Origin of the sequence: Streptomyces sp. NPDC051555 (assembly GCF_044454405.1) — a bacterium.
Taxonomy (GTDB): Bacteria; Actinomycetota; Actinomycetes; order Streptomycetales; family Streptomycetaceae; genus Streptomyces.
On the sequence record NZ_JBITDP010000016.1, the window covers coordinates 9,361 to 25,677 of the forward strand.

The 16,317-nt window shown below is 71.0% G+C and carries 15 protein-coding genes; 9 read left to right on the forward strand and 6 right to left on the reverse strand.

The genetic code is table 11. From position 1 onward, the window contains the following. Window positions 1–345: 345 nt before the first annotated feature. From serA to ACIBEA_RS28190, 3 genes are all read left to right on the forward strand, one after another. Window positions 346–1,935 carry a phosphoglycerate dehydrogenase gene (gene serA, locus ACIBEA_RS28180; RefSeq protein ID WP_399265589.1) on the forward strand — a complete coding sequence of 530 codons (1,590 nt, stop codon included), beginning with the start codon at window positions 346–348 and terminating at the stop codon, window positions 1,933–1,935. Window positions 1,936–2,110: 175 nt separating this feature from the next. After that, window positions 2,111–3,346 carry a hypothetical protein gene (locus ACIBEA_RS28185; protein ID WP_399265591.1) on the forward strand — a complete coding sequence of 412 codons (1,236 nt, stop codon included), beginning with the start codon at window positions 2,111–2,113 and terminating at the stop codon, window positions 3,344–3,346. Between the two features lie 109 nt (window positions 3,347–3,455). After that, window positions 3,456–4,100, forward strand: coding sequence for a hypothetical protein (locus tag ACIBEA_RS28190; protein ID WP_399265593.1), 645 nt, complete (start codon window positions 3,456–3,458; stop codon window positions 4,098–4,100). Between the two features lie 37 nt (window positions 4,101–4,137). Here the strand turns inward: ACIBEA_RS28190 and ACIBEA_RS28195 are convergent, their stop codons facing one another. After that, window positions 4,138–4,773, reverse strand: coding sequence for a TetR/AcrR family transcriptional regulator (locus ACIBEA_RS28195; protein WP_399265595.1), 636 nt, complete (start codon window positions 4,771–4,773; stop codon window positions 4,138–4,140). A gap of 346 nt (window positions 4,774–5,119) precedes the next feature. Here ACIBEA_RS28195 and ACIBEA_RS28200 point away from each other — a divergent pair, with 346 nt between their 5' ends. Continuing rightward, complete coding sequence (locus tag ACIBEA_RS28200; protein ID WP_399265597.1) at window positions 5,120–5,284, forward strand: SDR family oxidoreductase; 165 nt, start codon at window positions 5,120–5,122, stop codon at window positions 5,282–5,284. 88 nt (window positions 5,285–5,372) lie between these two features. On the opposite strand, the gene ACIBEA_RS28205 is transcribed toward ACIBEA_RS28200, so the two are convergent. After that, window positions 5,373–6,608: a PucR family transcriptional regulator gene (locus ACIBEA_RS28205; protein WP_399265599.1), complete on the reverse strand. Its 1,236-nt coding sequence runs from the start codon at window positions 6,606–6,608 to the stop codon at window positions 5,373–5,375. A 162-nt stretch (window positions 6,609–6,770) separates the two neighbouring features. Here ACIBEA_RS28205 and ACIBEA_RS28210 point away from each other — a divergent pair, with 162 nt between their 5' ends. Both ACIBEA_RS28210 and pruA read left to right on the forward strand, forming a co-directional pair. Further along, the gene (locus tag ACIBEA_RS28210; RefSeq protein WP_399265601.1) at window positions 6,771–7,697 is read left to right on the forward strand and encodes a proline dehydrogenase family protein; all 927 of its coding nucleotides are present in this window, start codon (window positions 6,771–6,773) and stop codon (window positions 7,695–7,697) included. Between the two features lie 87 nt (window positions 7,698–7,784). Continuing rightward, window positions 7,785–9,416, forward strand: coding sequence for an L-glutamate gamma-semialdehyde dehydrogenase (pruA, locus tag ACIBEA_RS28215; protein WP_399265603.1), 1,632 nt, complete (start codon window positions 7,785–7,787; stop codon window positions 9,414–9,416). 119 nt (window positions 9,417–9,535) lie between these two features. Here the strand turns inward: pruA and ACIBEA_RS28220 are convergent, their stop codons facing one another. Next, window positions 9,536–10,456, reverse strand: a complete 921-nt coding sequence (locus ACIBEA_RS28220; protein WP_399265605.1) for a zinc-binding alcohol dehydrogenase family protein — start codon at window positions 10,454–10,456, stop codon at window positions 9,536–9,538. A gap of 237 nt (window positions 10,457–10,693) precedes the next feature. On the opposite strand from ACIBEA_RS28220, the gene ACIBEA_RS28225 reads away from it, so the two are divergent. Together ACIBEA_RS28225 and ACIBEA_RS28230 are read left to right on the forward strand one after the other, a co-directional pair. Next, the gene (locus ACIBEA_RS28225) at window positions 10,694–11,557 is read left to right on the forward strand and encodes a hypothetical protein (RefSeq protein ID WP_399265607.1); all 864 of its coding nucleotides are present in this window, start codon (window positions 10,694–10,696) and stop codon (window positions 11,555–11,557) included. Further along, window positions 11,557–11,751: a hypothetical protein gene (locus ACIBEA_RS28230; RefSeq protein WP_399265609.1), complete on the forward strand. Its 195-nt coding sequence runs from the start codon at window positions 11,557–11,559 to the stop codon at window positions 11,749–11,751. Before ACIBEA_RS28225 ends, ACIBEA_RS28230 begins: the two co-directional genes overlap by 1 nt. Here the strand turns inward: ACIBEA_RS28230 and ACIBEA_RS28235 are convergent. Continuing rightward, window positions 11,748–12,449, reverse strand: a complete 702-nt coding sequence (locus ACIBEA_RS28235) for a nitroreductase family protein (RefSeq protein WP_399265611.1) — start codon at window positions 12,447–12,449, stop codon at window positions 11,748–11,750. The two genes, ACIBEA_RS28230 and ACIBEA_RS28235, sit on opposite strands and share 4 nt — an antisense overlap. 104 nt (window positions 12,450–12,553) lie before the next feature. Here ACIBEA_RS28235 and ACIBEA_RS28240 point away from each other — a divergent pair, with 104 nt between their 5' ends. Further along, window positions 12,554–13,090: a GNAT family N-acetyltransferase gene (locus ACIBEA_RS28240; RefSeq protein ID WP_399265613.1), complete on the forward strand. Its 537-nt coding sequence runs from the start codon at window positions 12,554–12,556 to the stop codon at window positions 13,088–13,090. 27 nt (window positions 13,091–13,117) lie between these two features. Here the strand turns inward: ACIBEA_RS28240 and ACIBEA_RS28245 are convergent, their stop codons facing one another. Continuing rightward, entirely contained in the window at window positions 13,118–15,142 is a 2,025-nt protein-coding gene (locus ACIBEA_RS28245) for a phosphocholine-specific phospholipase C (RefSeq protein ID WP_399265615.1), read from the reverse strand. Window positions 15,143–15,259: 117 nt separating this feature from the next. After that, a complete protein-coding gene (locus tag ACIBEA_RS28250; protein ID WP_399265617.1) occupies window positions 15,260–16,273 on the reverse strand; it encodes an NADP-dependent oxidoreductase in 1,014 nt (337 codons plus the stop codon). Window positions 16,274–16,317: the final 44 nt, after the last annotated feature.

Here is a 16,317-nt window from a genome sequence, read left to right on the forward strand (position 1 = left end):
CAACTCCACTCCCAACAAGGACCTCTCCTCGTCAAGATCCTACCCATTCAGAAGCGCCCCCCCCGCCCCGGGGGGCGGGGGCGGGCGGGGCCCCCCCCCCCCCCCCCCCCCCCCGCCGCGTACCCGCACCACCGGATTCAGGCCTTCCACGTGTGCGCCTTGTCCACCCCGTCCAACCACGGACGGGTGATCCTTCCGGACAGGCGGAAAAGCGGTCCCGCAACGCGATTACACTGCTCAACACAACGCGTCAGGCCCACAGTGTCGTGCGTCTTCCACGCGGCTACCCCCTCCACGCCTGCGGCCGTCGGGACGGCCGTCCGCACTGGACTTGTGAGGACCCACGTGAGCTCGAAACCTGTCGTACTCATCGCCGAAGAGCTGTCGCCCGCCACTGTCGAGGCTCTCGGCCCCGACTTCGAGATCCGGCACTGCAACGGCGCCGATCGCGCGGAGCTGCTGCCCGCCATCGTCGACGCCGACGCGATCCTGGTGCGCTCCGCCACCAAGGTCGATGCCGAGGCCATCGCCGCCGCGAAGAAGCTGAGGGTCGTCGCCCGCGCGGGCGTCGGTCTGGACAACGTCGACGTCTCGTCCGCCACCAAGGCCGGCGTGATGGTCGTGAACGCTCCGACCTCCAACATCGTCACCGCCGCCGAGCTGGCCTGTGGCCTGCTCGTCGCCACCGCGCGCAACATCCCGCAGGCCAACACCGCTCTGAAGAACGGCGAGTGGAAGCGGAACAAGTACACCGGCGTCGAGCTGAGCGAGAAGACCCTCGGTGTCGTCGGCCTCGGCCGCATCGGCGTCCTGGTCGCCCAGCGCATGTCGGCCTTCGGCATGAAGATCGTCGCCTACGACCCCTACGTACAGCCCGCGCGCGCCGCCCAGATGGGCGTCAAGATGCTGACGCTGGACGAGCTGCTGGAGGTCGCCGACTTCATCACCGTGCACCTGCCCAAGACGCCGGAGACCCTCGGTCTCATCGGTGACGAGGCCCTGCGCAAGGTGAAGCCGTCGGTCCGCATCGTCAACGCCGCCCGCGGCGGGATCGTGGACGAGGCCGCGCTGTACTCCGCCATCAAGGAGGGCCGCGTCGCCGGCGCCGGTCTCGACGTGTACGCGAAGGAACCCTGCACGGATTCCCCGCTGTTCGAGCTGGACCAGGTCGTCTGCACCCCGCACCTCGGCGCGTCCACGGACGAGGCCCAGGAGAAGGCCGGCATCGCGGTCGCCAAGTCGGTGCGCCTCGCCCTCGCCGGCGAGCTCGTCCCCGACGCGGTCAACGTGCAGGGCGGGGTCATCGCCGAGGACGTGCGTCCCGGCCTGCCGCTCGCCGAGAAGCTCGGCCGCATCTTCACCGCCCTCGCGGGCGAGGTCGCGGTCCGCCTCGACGTCGAGGTCTGCGGCGAGATCACCCAGCACGACGTGAAGGTGCTCGAACTCTCCGCGCTCAAGGGCGTGTTCGAGGACGTCGTCGACGAGACGGTCTCCTACGTGAACGCGCCCCTGTTCGCCCAGGAGCGTGGCGTCGAGGTCCGCCTGACCACCTCCTCGGAGTCCCCGGACCACCGCAACGTGGTCACCGTGCGCGGCACCCTGTCGGACGGCCAGGAGATCTCGGTCTCCGGCACCCTCGCCGGTCCCAAGCACCTCCAGAAGATCGTCGGCATCGGCGAGTACGACGTGGACCTCTCGCTCGCCGACCACATGGTCGTCCTGCGCTACACCGACCGCCCCGGCGTGGTCGGCGCGGTCGGCCGGCTGCTGGGCGAAGGCGGCCTGAACATCGCGGGCATGCAGGTCGCCCGTGCCGAGGAGGGCGGCGAGGCGCTCGGCGTGCTCACCGTGGACGCCGAGGTGCCGGCGGAGGTCCTCGCGGCCATCTCCGAGGAGATCGGCGCGGTCTCCGCCCGCTCCGTCAACCTGGGCTGACCGCAGCACCGCACGATCGTGTGACGGAAGGGCCCGGGGGAGACCCCGGGCCCTTCCGCGTACGTGCTCCGCGGCGAGATCCTCGGGATGCCCGGGACAGGGGCAACGCGGCCACGGACGGGCGCCGTTGCCCTGGCGTTGGCGCTCTCGTCACGCTGCTTGTTAGATTCGTCCGATGTCCACAGCAGAGCCGACAGAAGCCCGCATCGACGATGCGAGCAACATCCTGGTCGCGTCGTCGGCGGTGCGGGACGAGGAATCGATCGCGGGCTTCTTCGGGGCCGTGATCACGCCCGAGGACCTTGATACCGGTGCGGTCGACCTCGCACGGAAGACCGTCTACCTGTGCGGCGACATATCCGGGGTCGATGACCGCCGACTGCGCGAGGCCGCGCGGGTGTTCGTCGTGCGGGAGCTTTCGCACGGGTACCGCGAGGACGCCCACGCGCCGTGGCCCGTCGTCGACCTCGGCCGCGTTCCCGTCCGGGTGCACGGTGTCGGCGCGTACTACCGCCGCTTCTTCGACCTCGGCGCCGATCACTTCGGACGGGTCCGCGCGGAACACGCCTTCCAGTCCCTGACGGAGTCCACCAAGCCCGGAACGGCCCATCGCAGCGGCATCTATCTGACGCCCGTCACGCGAGACGGCGACGCGCTGCATTTCCGCCTGCTCCGGTGCTCCACGAACCTCTCGGGGCCGACCGAGGGCTTCGGCCCGACCGACACGCACATCGTCGACGCCCTGAACCGCGAGGCCGCCTCCGTCTTCCGGAACCAGGCACCGCTGAACCACGTCCTCGCCCAGATCTACCACAACGCCCGTGCCACGCCCGAGCGCAAGCAGTCCAAGGCCAAGATCTCGGCCCATGCCGACAAGACCAAGGACATGCCCGTCAACGGCATCATGGCCTTCTGCACCTTCTATGACCGGGTCGACGGGCTCCAGCCCCTCGCCGCGGACGCCTTCGACCGCGGGGTGAAGGGTGCCAGCGGGCTGACCACGCTCCGCTTTCGTCTCAAAGAGCCGACCGGTGAAGGAGAACTCGACGGGGTCGTTTTTCCGCCGCAATTCAGCTTGACCCTCTATCCCGGCTCCGTGTTCTTCATGCCGCTGTCCACCAATCGCCTGTACACACACGAAATCCGGCCCTCGGCCTTGGACCCCGATGTGCTTCCGACCCGACTGGGATACGTGGTGCGCTGTTCCGGCACCGAAGCCGTTCACAAGAACGGTCGCACGTTCATCAAAGGGCCCGGGGACGTGGTGGAGCTCGGGCCCCCGACACCGGCCGGCCTGGACGAGCTGCGCAGGTTGTACGCCGAGGAGAACAGGACGTCGTCCTTCATCGACTACGGCGACAGATTTCCCTTCAGCATGAACACCGGAGATTACCGTGCCCCACGAGCCTAGGATCTCGGACGAGGTCCTCTCGTACGTCGTTCCGACCGAGGGGAATGCCTTTGCGGAGTTGTCCGCATCGGCTCGTTGGGAAGACGTGGGAAAGGGTCGGCGAGGCGCCGTGCTCGCCAAGGCGGACGCGGCGGGTGGGATTCCCCTCGTGCGCACGACCACGTCGTACAGCGCTCCGGCCCAGTATTTCCGGCCGGTGCACGAACGGCTCGCGGAGCGGATCCAAGAACGCGCGGCGCTTTCGGCCGGCTTCAACAACGCCCTCATGGAGAGCTACACGAACGCCTACGCCACCATGGGCGGTCATTGCGACCAAGCCCTCGACCTGGCCGACGCGTCGTTCATCGCGGTCTTCTCCTGCTACCAGTTCCCTGACGCGAGCCCGTCGAGGAAGCTGATCTTCGAATCGAAGGAATGCGGGGGTGGGACGTTCGAAATTCCCCTCGCCCACGGCGGCGTCGTCGCATTCTCCGTCGACTCGAACAGGCGATTCAAGCACAAGATCGTGCTGGAGGCCGCCGCCCGGGCCGTGGACAACCCGTGGCTGGGCGTGACCTTTCGAACGTCGAAGACCTTCGTCCGCTTTCGCGACGGGCACGCCTACCTTCCGCAGGGGGTGCGTCTCCTCTCGGCCGATGAGGAGCAGAGGCGTGAGTTCTATCGCCTGCGGCGCCGCGAGAACAGCGAAACGGACTTCTTCTACCCCCCGCTGAGCCACACCGTCAGCGAGAGCGACCTGATCCCGCCGATCTGATCCTGCCTCTCCGGCGAGGCCCTGACGCCCACGGCGACTACTTCTGGTGACCGGTGGCGTAGCGGGCGAGCATCGTCTCCACGGCCTCGTCGACGGCGTGGTCGGTCTCGACGGCGGTCGGGTCCCAGTCGGTGAGCAGCATCCGGGGCCACAGGACGAAGTTGGCGATCATGCCGAGGAACTGGTTGGCGGCGCTCTCCGCGTCGGGCACGCGCGCGGTGCCGGCCTCGTGCTCGGCGTGCAGGTAGAGCCGTACGGAGTCGAAGTAGGGCAGCTTGCCCAGCTGGAACTGCATCTTGCCCAGTTCGGGCAGGCGCGGCAGTTCGGCGATGACGATCCTGAACAGGGCCGTCATCGCGGGCTGGCCGACCAGCATCGAGTAGCGGCGGCCGATGGCCGTCAGGCCCGCACGCAGGTCGCCGGCCGGGGGTTGGGCCGGAGCGTGACCGGACCCCTGCTTCCATGACTCGCTCACGATGGCCTCGAACAGGGCCGCCTTCGTGGGGAACTGCTTGAACAGCGTGGACTTCGACACCCCGGCCGCTTCGGCGATCCGGGCCAATGACGTCCCTGCGTAGCCGCGGTCGAGGAACAGGGCGGTGGCGGACGAGGTGATCGCCTCCCGCTTCTGCTGGGCCAGCCGTCGGTGGTGGTCGGAGAGTCCTTCTGTCATGGAGCCAGTATGCCTGCCCTTGCGAGGCGAGTCACTTGACTCGCCTCTGGAGCGGACCTACGGTGAAAGAGGCGAGTCGGTTGACTCGCCTCCCACGTCGGGCAGTGAGCCCTGCGGCTGCGGCGTTTTCCCCTTCCCATCCGAGGAGCAGTTCCATGGACAGCAAGAAGATCGCGCTGGTGACCGGTGCCAACCGGGGGCTGGGCCGCAGTACGGCGCTGGCCCTGGCGCAGCGGGGGATCAAGGTCATCGTCACCTACCGGGGTGATGAGGTCGGGGCGCAGGAGACGGTCGGGTCAACTGCATTGCCCCGGGACCGACCGCCACTGACTTCAATGGCGGTGCGATGCGCGATGACAGCGACATGCGAGCGGGACTGGCGGCGCAGACCGCTCTGGGCCGCGTGGGCGAGCCCGCCGAGATCGGTGACGCCATCGCCACGCTCGTCTCCGACGGGCTGCGCTGGGTCACCGCCCAGCGCATCGAGGTCTCCGGTGGCGCCCTGCTCTAGCGGGACGCCGTTGTGCGCCAAGACCGTGCAATGGCCCATCCGTTGTCCATCTTGCAGGGGCGTTGACCAGCAAAACGCGGAACCTGCATCAGCCGTGCAGCCGGGACGCCTTCAGGGCCATGTGGAGCAAGAGCCGGTCCTCGCCCGCGTCGAGGTCGAGACCGGTCAGCTTCTCCACCCGGGCCAGCCGGTAGTACAGGGTCTGGCGGTGGATGCCCAGGGCCGCCGCCGCCCGGCCCGCCTGGCCGGCGCAATCGAGGTACACCTCGGCCGTACGGGCCAACTCGGCGTGGGCCGGCGCCAGCAGGGCGCGGGCCGCCGGGTCGTCCCTGGCCAGCTCCGGGGCTGCGGCCAGGGCCGCCAGCATCCGGTACGGGCCGATCTGCGACCACTGGGCCACGGGCCCCAGCCCGGGCTGCGCCGCCGCCGCCCGGGCCGCGGCCACCGCCTGCTCCCAGGCGCCCGGGAGCCCGGCCAGGCCGGTCCCGGGCAGCCCGACCCCGGCGGTCGCGGTCGCGGTCCGGGCGGTCGTGGCCGCGGTCGGGGCCGCGTCGATCCCGGCCCCGGCTCCCGCGGGACCCGATCCGGTCCCGGCCAGCAGCCGGGTCGCCGTCGAGAGCACCGGGGCCAGCTGGTCCGTGGTCCGCAGCCGCACCAGCACCGCCAGCGCGAACCCGGAAGGCCCCTCACCGCCGCCGTCCCCGCCGGTCCGCGGGACCAGGCAGACGGCCGCCGCACCCGGCACCGACGGCGGGGCCTGCCCGCTCCAGGGAGCCACGCAGACCACCGCGTGCGGCCCCTCCGCGCCCGCCCCCAGGGCCACCCGGAGCGCGGCCACCGCCATGTCCCGCGGCCAGCCGCGCCCGGCGGTGACCACCGCGCGGAACTCGCGGGACAGGTCGGCCCCCGCCTTCGCCTCCTCGGCCATCAGGACGCCGATCCGCTCGGCCACCTCCATCGCCGCGGCCAGCTGCTCCGGCCCGGGCCCGGGCTCGGCGTCCAGGAGCCACACGTACCCCTGGGCGATCCCGCGGTAGCGCACGGGCAGGCAGATCCGGCCGCGGAAGACCCCCGCCTCGGGCGCCGCGGGGATCCGGACGGGCGCGGTGGCCCGGGTGATGCCGAACCCCTCGAACCAGGCCCGTACGGCCGCCGTCGACTGGCGGGTCAGGATCGAGCGGGTCCGTACGGGGTCCATCGCGAGGTCGTCCTCGCTGTCGTGCGCGCCGAAGGCGATGAGGCGGAAGTCCCGGTTCTCCAGTGTCGCCGGGGCGCCGAGCAGCGCGGAGATCTCGTCCACCAGGTCCTGGTAATCGCCTTTCACCCCGATATTCTCCCACCCTCCCGTTCATGTTTCAGACATATGTATGAGATCGCGGCCACGGATGCGTGACAGCTGTCGATGGCAGAGGATCGAGGCGATCTCTAGGTTTCACGGTGGTCTTACTTGCCATTCTTTTACTTCTGCCACCCGTTGGAGGTGCCCGTGCTGGGTCCCGCGATCCTTGCCGCTTCGCGCAGCGACAAGATGCGCCGCATCGTTTCCGCCGCCCCGGTGACCAGGCCCGTGGTGAACCGGTTCATCCCGGGTGAGACGGTCGACCAGGTCATGCCGATCGTGGTGGACCTCACGCAGAAGGGCCTGGAGGTCACCCTCGACGTGGTCGGTGAGGACATCACCACCGTCGAGCAGTCGCACGCCGCCCGCGACGCCTACCTCCAGCTTATCGAGCACCTCGCCGAGCTGGGCCTGGGCGAGACGGTCGAGATGTCGGTCAAGCTCTCCATGTTCGGCCAGGCGCTGGAAGGCGGCCACGAGCTGGCCCTCGCCAACGTCCGCCCGGTCGTCGAGGCCGCCGCCGCGATCGGCACCACCGTCACGCTGGACGCCGAGGACCACACCACCCTCGACTCGATGTTCGCCATCCACGAGGAGCTGCGCCGGGACTTCCCGCAGACCGGCTGCGTGATCCAGGCGTACCTCTTCCGCACCGAGGCCGACGCCCGCCGCCTGGCCGCCGCCGGCAGCCGCGTCCGGATCGTGAAGGGCGCCTACAAGGAGCCCGCCGAGGTCGCCTACCAGAACAAGGCCGAGACGGACAAGGCGTACGTCCGCATCCTGAAGACGCTGATGGAGGGCGAGGGCTACCCGATGATCGGGTCCCACGACCCGCGCCTGATCGCCATCGCCCAGGAACTGGCCCGCCAGGCCGGACGCAAGCCCGACGAGTACGAGTTCCAGATGCTGTACGGCATCCGCAGCGACGAGCACCTGCGCCTGGCCGCGGAGGGCCACCGGATGCGCGTCTACACGGCGTACGGCACGGACTGGTACGGCTACTTCATGCGCCGCCTCGCGGAGAAGCCGGCCAACCTGCTCTTCTTCGTCCGCTCGATGATCACCAAGAACTAGGCCGTCTCGTTCGGATCCTGCCGGGCAGGATCCGAACGAGACGACCTAGCCGCGAACCGAGAACTAGCTCAAGGAGTTACCAGCCCCATGGATGCTGTGACCCAGGTCCCCGCGCCGGTCAACGAGCCGGTCCACTCGTACGCCCCCGGCACCCCGGAGCGCGCACGTCTCGAATTCCAGCTCAAGCAGCTGGCCGAGAACCCGATCGACCTGCCGATGACCATCAACGGCGAGAAGCGGATGGGCGGCGGCGACCGCTTCGACGTCGTGCAGCCGCACGACCACAAGTCCGTCATCGGTACCTACGCCAACGCCACCCGGGCCGACGCGCAGGAGGCCGTCGACGCCGCCCTCGCCGCCGCCCCGGCCTGGCGCGCGATGGACTTCGACGACCGCGCCGCGATCATCCTGCGCGCCGCCGAGCTGCTGTCCGGCCCGTGGCGCGAGAAGCTGGCCGCCTCCACCATGCTCGGCCAGTCGAAGACCGCCCAGCAGGCGGAGATCGACACCCCGTGCGAGCTGGTCGACTTCTGGCGCTTCAACGTCCACTTCGCCCGCCAGATCCTGGCCGAGCAGCCGGTCGCGAACTCCGCCGGCGTGTGGAACCGCAGCGACCACCGCCCGCTCGAAGGCTTCGTCTACGCGATCACGCCCTTCAACTTCACGGCCATCGCGGGCAACCTGCCGACCGCCCCGGCCCTGATGGGCAACGTGGTCCTGTGGAAGCCGTCCCCGACCCAGACCCACTCCGCGGTCCTCCTCATGGAGCTGCTGGAGGCCGCCGGTCTGCCCAAGGGCGTCATCAACCTGGTCACCGGCGACGGCATCGCCGTCTCCGAGGTGGCGCTGAACCACCCCGAGCTGGCCGGCATCCACTTCACCGGCTCGACCAAGACCTTCCAGTACCTGTGGAAGACGGTCGGCAACAACATCGAGAACTTCAAGTCCTACCCGCGCCTGGTCGGCGAGACCGGTGGCAAGGACTTCGTCGTCGCGCACCCGTCCGCGGACCGCGGCATCCTGAAGACCGCCCTGACCCGCGGCTCCTTCGAGTTCCAGGGCCAGAAGTGCTCGGCCTCCTCGCGCGCCTACGTTCCGGCCTCGATCTGGAACGACGGCTTCAAGGAGGAGTTCGCGGCCGAGGTCGACGGCATCACCATGGGTGACGTCCGCGACCTGTCGAACTTCATCGGCGCGGTCATCGACGAGCGCTCCTTCGCGAAGAACAAGGCCGCGATCGACCGCGCGAAGGCCGACCCGACCTGCGAGATCGTCGCCGGTGGCACGTACGACGACGCGGAGGGCTACTTCGTCCGCCCGACCGTCATCGCCTGCACCGACCCGGCGAACGAGGTCTTCACGACCGAGTACTTCGGTCCGATCCTCGCCGTCCACGTCTACGAGGACGACGCCTTCGACGCGATGCTGGAGCAGATGGAGTCGGTGTCGGCGTACGCGCTGACCGGCGCCGTCATCGCCCAGGACCGCTACGCGGCGGCCGACGCGATGGAGAAGCTCCGCTTCGCCGCGGGCAACTTCTACATCAACGACAAGTCGACCGGCGCCGTCGTCGGCCAGCAGCCCTTCGGCGGCGGCCGCGCGTCCGGTACGAACGACAAGGCGGGCGCGGCCTCCAACCTCATGCGCTGGACCTCGACGCGCTCCATCAAGGAGACCCTGGTCCCGCCGACCGAGTACGGCTACCCGCACATGGGCTGACGCCCCCGCACGGGCCGATCCACGGCCCCGCTGAACCCCGCCCCCGCTCCGGTACCCCCAAGTCCGGAGCGGGGGCGGTCCCATGTCCACGGTCGGGCCCGGCCGTCGGGCTCCGCCGGTCAGGGCACGAGCACGACCTTGCCGAGGTTCTCCCGCCGCTCGATGACGGCGTGCGCCCGCGCGGCCTCGGCCAGCGGCACCTCGGCGTGCACCGCCGGCCGCAGCACGCCCCGCTCCCACAGGTCCCACAGCTCGCCCAGCCAGCGGGCGTAGACCTCGGGCCGCCCGCGCGCGATCACGGCCATCTGGAAGCCGATCACCGACGCGCCGCGCACCAGCAGTTCGTACGCCTCCACCGTGCCGCCGCCGGAGCCGAAGGCCACCAGCCGCCCACCCGGTGCGAGCGCGCGGACGGCGGGGCCGAGCAGCTCGCCGCCGACCCCGTCGAGGACCACGTCGTACGGGTCCCCCCAGTCGGCCGCGTCGTAGGTCACGACCTCGTCGGCGCCCAGGGCGCGCACGAAGTCCGCCTTGTCGGGGCTGCCGACCGCCGCGACCACGCGTGCGGCGCCACCCGCCCGGGCGTACTGCAGGGCCAACGAGCCGACCGCGCTCGCGGCGGCGGTGACCAGCACCGACCCGCCGGGCGCGGGGGAGCCCGCCTCGTAGGCCCCGCGCGCCACCAGCCCGCTGCGGACCAGGGCGATCGCGGTGGCGGCGCTCGCCGCGTCCGGGATCCGGGAGGCGAAGGCGGCCGGTACGACGGCGTACTCGGCGTAGGCGTGCGCGAAGCACAGCCCGGTCACCCGCTCCCCGACCGCGAAGTCCGCGCCCTCGCCCACCGCCTCCACGACGCCCGCGACCTCGCCGCCGAGCGGCACCGGTCCGTCGCCCTCGCGGACCTTGCGGACGGTCGGCAGGGTCACCCCGATGGCCTCGGCGCGCAGCAGCACCTCCCCGGGGCCGGGCACCGGCACCCGAACCCGCTCGGTGAACAGCACCTCGGGACCGCCGTTGACCTCGAACCGGACGCGCAGCATTCCGTGCTCCCCCTGTGACCTCGATGAACGTCACAGGGTACGGAAGCCCTCCCAGTGACCCGTCATCCGGTGCTAATCTGCCGGGAGTTGTCGTGTACGGCGACACGCTCCATGACTCGGGCCCGGCTTCCCGAGGGGGCGAAGGGCTCTCGCGAGTTCCCGTGCGGGGTGGATGCTCACGCAGGAGATACGCAACCTCTACGCGTCCGTGCCGGGACGGGGGCCCCGAGGAGACGTATGTCCCGGCGCACCGACAACCGCCACCGCGTGGCCACCATCTGCCGCGAGGCCACTGGGCTGCCGCACCACGTCTGCATGAGGTGGGCCGCCGACGGCCTGATCTCGCGCGGCCAGCCGGTCCCGGACGCGGAGAGCGCCGCGCAGCGGGCCTTCGAGGCCCAGATCGTGACTGAGCTCGCCCAGGAACTTCGGCACCGGCCGAGGGAAGGCGCCCTGTTCGGCTTCGTGAGTGGTGTGCCCACCCGTGGCGGCCTGCTCCTCGACATTCACCCCGCGATGGCGGACGAGGTGCTCGCCGCGGTCCTGCCGCGCATCGATGAGCACTACGGGGGACTCCGTGGAGTTCCCGGGCTGCGCCTCACGCCCCTCGGCGATTCGTGGGCCCTGATGAGGGTCGGGGGAGCGGCCCTGGTCCGGTTGCGTCCGCCGCGCGCGGACTGGCAGCCATCATTGCCGGAACACGGAGACGGGCTCACCCAGCTGTGGCGGCGTAGCCGGCACAGGCAGCATCCGGCCGAGTCGAGCGCGATGAGCGCTTGGTCATGCCGCGGAAGCGTGGGCGAGGCCCACGCGCTGGACTGGCTGAACAGCAGGCTGTTGCGGCGGCCCTGCCTGCTCAACACGGTCGTGGCAACCCATGGCTCGGCGGACACGTACACGCACGGGAGCATGGACCTGGTCGTCGAATGGTGCTGCGCCCTGAGGGCGGCCGAGTTGGAGAGGCGGCTACGCCAAAGCGGACTGGCGCACAGGCCTGCGGGTGTCGCGGCGCACTCGCGCGACACCCCGTGGTTCCCCGGTGAGATCGGGATGGGCGGAGCCTTCGTCAGTCTGCGCAGCGGAACCTGCCGAGGCCGGTGATGCTGACCGGAGCCGTGGTGGCGGCGGCCGTGCTGGGGGTGGCCAAGGTGGTGCGGGACTGGTTGGTCCTGCGGCAGGTGCGGGCGGCCCTGGAGGGATGCAGCGCCGAGGACCGGGTGCGGATCGGGTTGCGGTTGGCCGCGGCCCTCGGCGGGCGGGAGGCTCCGCCCGCCGAGGGCGGTGGGAACGGTTAGACCTCGACCATGACCTGGTCCAAGGACTTGCGCAGGAGGTCGGGGACCTCGCAGTCGGCGGCGGGGTAGCCGACCGGGATGACCGCGAAGGCCTTCTCGTTCTCGGGGCGGTTCAGGACGTGGCTGAGGAAGCGCATCGGGCTCGGCGTGTGGATCAGGGCCGCCAGCCCGCTCAGGTGCAGGGCGGAGAGCAGCATGCCCACCGCTATGCCGACCGACTCGTCGACGTAGTAGTGCTTGCGCTTGGCGCCGTCGGGGCCCAGCCAGTAGCGCTGTTGGAAGACCACGATCAGCGCGGGCGCGTCGGTCAGGTGCGTCTTGACCGTGTCCGTGCCGATGGGGCGCAGGGCCGCGAGCCACTCGTCCCCCAGGCGGCCGTCGTAGGAGAGCTGCTCCTCCTGCTCGGCGGCCGCGCGGATCTGCGCGCGCACGGCGGGGTCCTTGACCAGGACGAAGGTCCACGGCTGCTGGTGCGCCCCGGACGGCGCGGTCGCGGCGCAGGCGATCGCGTCCCGGACGGCCTGCTCGGGCACGGGCTCGGCGGAGAAGTGGCGCACGGTGCGCCGCTGGTCCATCCGCTCCCGCAACTCGGCGGCCCGTGCCAGGGTTTCGGGGGCGGGCATCCGCTCGGGCCGGTAGGCGACGGCGCGGTAGGGCTCGCCGTGGGTGGGGGTCCATTGCTGGGTCTGAGGCGACATGCGCCGAGTCTGCCGAGAGCGGGACCATCCTGACCAGCACCGCGTCGGCCGAATCCGGCCGGTGCGCCCCCCTTCGGCGTCCGCAATGCGGGTACCGTCCCCGCATGAGCGTACGCGTCGTGCACACCGCCGGGCTGGGGGAGGACGGGCTCCGCGCGGTGCGGGCCCTGCTGGAGGAGGCCTTCGAGGGGGACTTCGGCGACCTCGACTTCGAGCACGCGCTCGGCGGGATGCACGCCCTGGCGTACGAGGGGGACCGGATCGTCGCGCACGGCAGCGTCGTCATGCGCCGGGTGGTGCACCGGGGCCGGTCCCTGCGCACCGGGTACGTCGAGGCGGTGGCCGTGCGGCCCGACCGGCGCCGCCGGGGGCTGGGCGCGGGGATCGTGGCCGCCCTGGAGCAGGTGATCGCCGGGGCCTACCCGCTCGGCGCGCTCTCGGCCTCGGAGCAGGGCGCCGCCCTGTACGCGGGCCGGGGCTGGAGCGTGTGGGGCGGGGAGATCGGGACCCTGGGGCCCGGCGGGCCCGAGCGGCTCGCCGGGGAGGAGGGGTCGACGTACGTGTGGGTGCCGCCCGGCGGGATCCTGCTGGACCCCGCCGGGCGGCTCGACTTCGATTGGCGGGACGGGGACGTGCTCTAGCGCTGTGGCCCGCCGTCGGGCTCGCGCTCAGCCGCTGACGCTCGGGGCGCCCGTCTCGATGTGGCCCGTGTAGCGCCGCGACCAGGTGCCGTCGGAGTCCGCCAGGATCGTGAAGTCGTACCAACCGCCCGCGTACGCCACCGCGTTCCAGAAGTCCTCGCGGGAGGAGTTCGCGGGCACCGTGTAGGTCCAGGGCCCGTCCGTGCGGTAGGCGTTGGAGCGGACGGTGAAGGTGACCGCCGAGGCGGAGGTGTTGGTCAGCTTGAAGTAGACCGCCGTCTTGCCGCTGCCCGGCTCGGTCGCGAAGCGGGCCGCCACCTCGATCGACCTGCCCGCCTTGGTGGTGTCTCCGATGAACCGGCGCAGGAAGCGGTTCGGGCCGACCATCGAGAGGTCGTACTTGCCGGAGCCGCTGCCGGTCCCGATGTTGAAGTAGTCGCTCGCTACGCCGCCCGCATCGACCGTGTACTCCCAGGACGCGGTGTCGCGGTACTGGTGCGGGCGGATCTGGAAGTGCGCCGCGCTCGTGGCCTGCGCGCCCTGGTTGGTCATCGAGAACCAGGCGAGTATCTTGCCGGCCGCGCCGAACTCGAAGCGGTCGAGGTTGCCGTTGACCTGGTAGGGGAGGGCGCGCGCCGGGCGGGTCCCGGACTCCTGCACCGGCAGGGCGTTGTCCTGGGGGACCGGGTTGGACAGCGGGCCGCAGGTCGACTGCCCGATCACCTTCGCGGTGGACGGCAGGCCCGCCGGGACCCCGTAGACCGGGTGGGCGAAGTCGAAGACGCCGGTGAGGTCACCGGTCACCTTGCGGCGCCAGGCGCTGATGTTCGGACAGGTGGCCGGGGAGCCGATGGCCGCGGTCCAGGTCTCCATGAACCGGAGTACAGAGGTGTGGTCGAAGACCTCGGAGCTGACCCAACCACCGCGGGTCCAGGGGGACATCACGATCATCGGGACGCGGAAGCCCAGGCCGATCGGGGTGCCGTCGATGTACTCGCCGGGGGTGCCGGGCGGGGCGACGGGCGGCGGGACGTGGTCGAAGAAGCCGTCGTTCTCGTCGTAGTTGAGGAAGAGGACGGTCGAGTCGAAGACCTCGGGGTTCGCGGCCAGGGCGCGGTAGACCAGGTCCACGAAGTGCGCGCCGTCCGCGGGCGGGGCGTAGGGGTGTTCGGAGAAGGCCTCGTTGGCCACGACCCAGGAGACCTGGGGCAGGGTGCCGGCGACGACGTCCGCGCGGATGGCGGCCGCGATGTCGTCGGGGGTGGAGCCGGTGACCTTGGGTACCGATCCCATGCCCCGGTCCCACAGCGGGTTGCCGGGGGCGGCGTCGGTGAACTTCTTGAAGTACGCCAGGCCGTTGTCGCCGTAGTTGTCCTGGGCGTTCTGGTAGACCTTCCAGCTCATGCCCGCCCGCTGGAGGGCCTCCGCGTAGGTCTCCCAGGTGAGCCCGGACTCGTCGCCGCCGTCCTTGCTGCCCGCGTCGACCTTGCCGCTCCACAGGAAGGTGCGGTTGGGGCCGGTGGCGCTGAGGGTGGAGCAGAAGTAGGCGTCGCAGATCGTGTAGTTGTCGGCGAGGCCGTAGTGGAAGGGGATGTCCCCGCGGTCGAGGTAGCCGAGGGTGCGGGTGTTGCCGACTCCGGTGACGAAGTTGTCCATCCGGCCCTTGTTCCAGGCCGCGTGCTGCGAGGACCAGCTGTGCGGCAGGTCGCCGTTGCACTGGGCGAGGGTCTCGCCGTCGACCCCACCGACGGCCGGGGTGGAGCTGAGCTTCCACGGGTACTGCCGGCCGCCCCAGTTGTACTGGTTGAACATGCCCCAGCCGCCCGGGATGTTGCCCGCGGCGCGGTCGCCGAAGCCGCGGACGCCCTTCAGCTTGCCGAAGTAGTGGTCGAAGCTGCGGTTCTCCTGCATGAGGATCACCACGTGCTTCACGTCCGTGATCGTGCCGGTCGCGGCGGCCGCGGCGGCCGTCGCCGTCATCGGGGGCAGGGCCGCCCCCGCCACCAGCCCCGCACCGATACCCACGAATCCTCTGCGGCTGATCGGAGTCACTGGCCACCACTCCCCACTCGGGTGCCCTGTCGGCACGTCAGCCGCAAGAGTGGCGGCGCGGGGTTCAAAGGTCTACAGCCGTGCGGTAAGGGTTCGGTGAACTTCGGGTAGCCGGTTTCAGCCATCGACCCTGACGAGCATCTTGCCGAGATTCTCCCCGCGGAGCATGCCCAGGAAGGCGTCCACCGTGTGCTCGAAGCCCTGGACAACGGTGGTGTCGGTGCCGATCCGGCCACTGCGCAGGTGCGGGACGAGGAAGTCCTCCAGCTCGTCCTGCAGATTGGTGTGATTGCGAACCAATACCCCTTCCAGGCGCAGCGACTTGTGTACGACCTCGAAGAGGTTGCGCGGCGCGGCGGGCGAGCGGTCGGCGTTGTACATCGAGATCGCTCCCACCCAGGCGATCCGGCCGTACTCCCGCAGGACGTCGATCGCCCCCGCCAGGTGGTCGCCGCCGACGTTGTCCACGTACACGTCGATGCCGTCCGGGGCGGCCGCCGCCAACTGCTCGCCGACCGGGCCGTCGTGGTAGTCGAAGGCGGCGTCGAAGCCCAGCTCGCCGGTCAGGTGGGAGACCTTGGCCGCCGAGCCCGCGCTGCCGATGATCCGGCGCGCGCCGAGCAGCCGGGCGATGTGGCCGGTGGCGACGCCGACCCCGCCCGCGGCGGCCGAGACGAAGAGGTCCTCGCCCGCGCGCAGCCCCGCCGTGCGGGTCAGGGCCGCGTAGGCGGTCAGCCCGGTGCCGCCCAGGATGCTCAGGTACGCCTCCAGGGGCACGCCCTCGTGGCCGCGCAGCACGCGCGCCCCGTCCACGCCGCGGGTGACGAGCGCGTGCGTGCGCCAGCCCTCCCGGTGGAAGACCAGGTCGCCCTCGTGCAGGCCCGGGTCGCGGGAGGCGATCACCCGGCCCACCGAGCGGCCCTCCAGCGGGGTGCCCAGCTCGAAGCCGCCCTCGCCGCCGTCCATCAGTCCGCGGTGGTACGGGTCCACGGAGAGCAGCAGGTTCTCGACCAGGGCGGTGCCCGGGGCGGGGGAGGGGACGGGAGCGGCGGCGACGGTGAAGTCGGCGGCGGTCGGGAAGCCGGTGGGGCGGGCGCTCAGGTGGACGGCGTACGCGGTCTGGGAGGTCATGATCAGGAGGCTAGGAAGGAATCACCGGGTCGGGCAGGGGGTTG

Excerpts from the sequence above, each read along its gene's own strand:
- ACIBEA_RS28185 (WP_399265591.1), top strand. The coding sequence starts at position 2,111 with ATGTCCACAGCAGAGCCGACAGAAGCCCGCATCGACGATGCGAGCAAC.
- ACIBEA_RS28195 (WP_399265595.1), bottom strand. The coding sequence starts at position 4,773 with ATGACAGAAGGACTCTCCGACCACCACCGACGGCTGGCCCAGCAGAAG.
- ACIBEA_RS28200 (WP_399265597.1), top strand. The coding sequence starts at position 5,120 with ATGCGCGATGACAGCGACATGCGAGCGGGACTGGCGGCGCAGACCGCT.
- pruA (WP_399265603.1), top strand. The coding sequence starts at position 7,785 with ATGGATGCTGTGACCCAGGTCCCCGCGCCGGTCAACGAGCCGGTCCAC.
- ACIBEA_RS28220 (WP_399265605.1), bottom strand. The coding sequence starts at position 10,456 with ATGCTGCGCGTCCGGTTCGAGGTCAACGGCGGTCCCGAGGTGCTGTTC.
- ACIBEA_RS28225 (WP_399265607.1), top strand. The coding sequence starts at position 10,694 with ATGTCCCGGCGCACCGACAACCGCCACCGCGTGGCCACCATCTGCCGC.
- ACIBEA_RS28230 (WP_399265609.1), top strand. The coding sequence starts at position 11,557 with ATGCTGACCGGAGCCGTGGTGGCGGCGGCCGTGCTGGGGGTGGCCAAG.
- ACIBEA_RS28235 (WP_399265611.1), bottom strand. The coding sequence starts at position 12,449 with ATGTCGCCTCAGACCCAGCAATGGACCCCCACCCACGGCGAGCCCTAC.
- ACIBEA_RS28240 (WP_399265613.1), top strand. The coding sequence starts at position 12,554 with ATGAGCGTACGCGTCGTGCACACCGCCGGGCTGGGGGAGGACGGGCTC.
- ACIBEA_RS28250 (WP_399265617.1), bottom strand. The coding sequence starts at position 16,273 with ATGACCTCCCAGACCGCGTACGCCGTCCACCTGAGCGCCCGCCCCACC.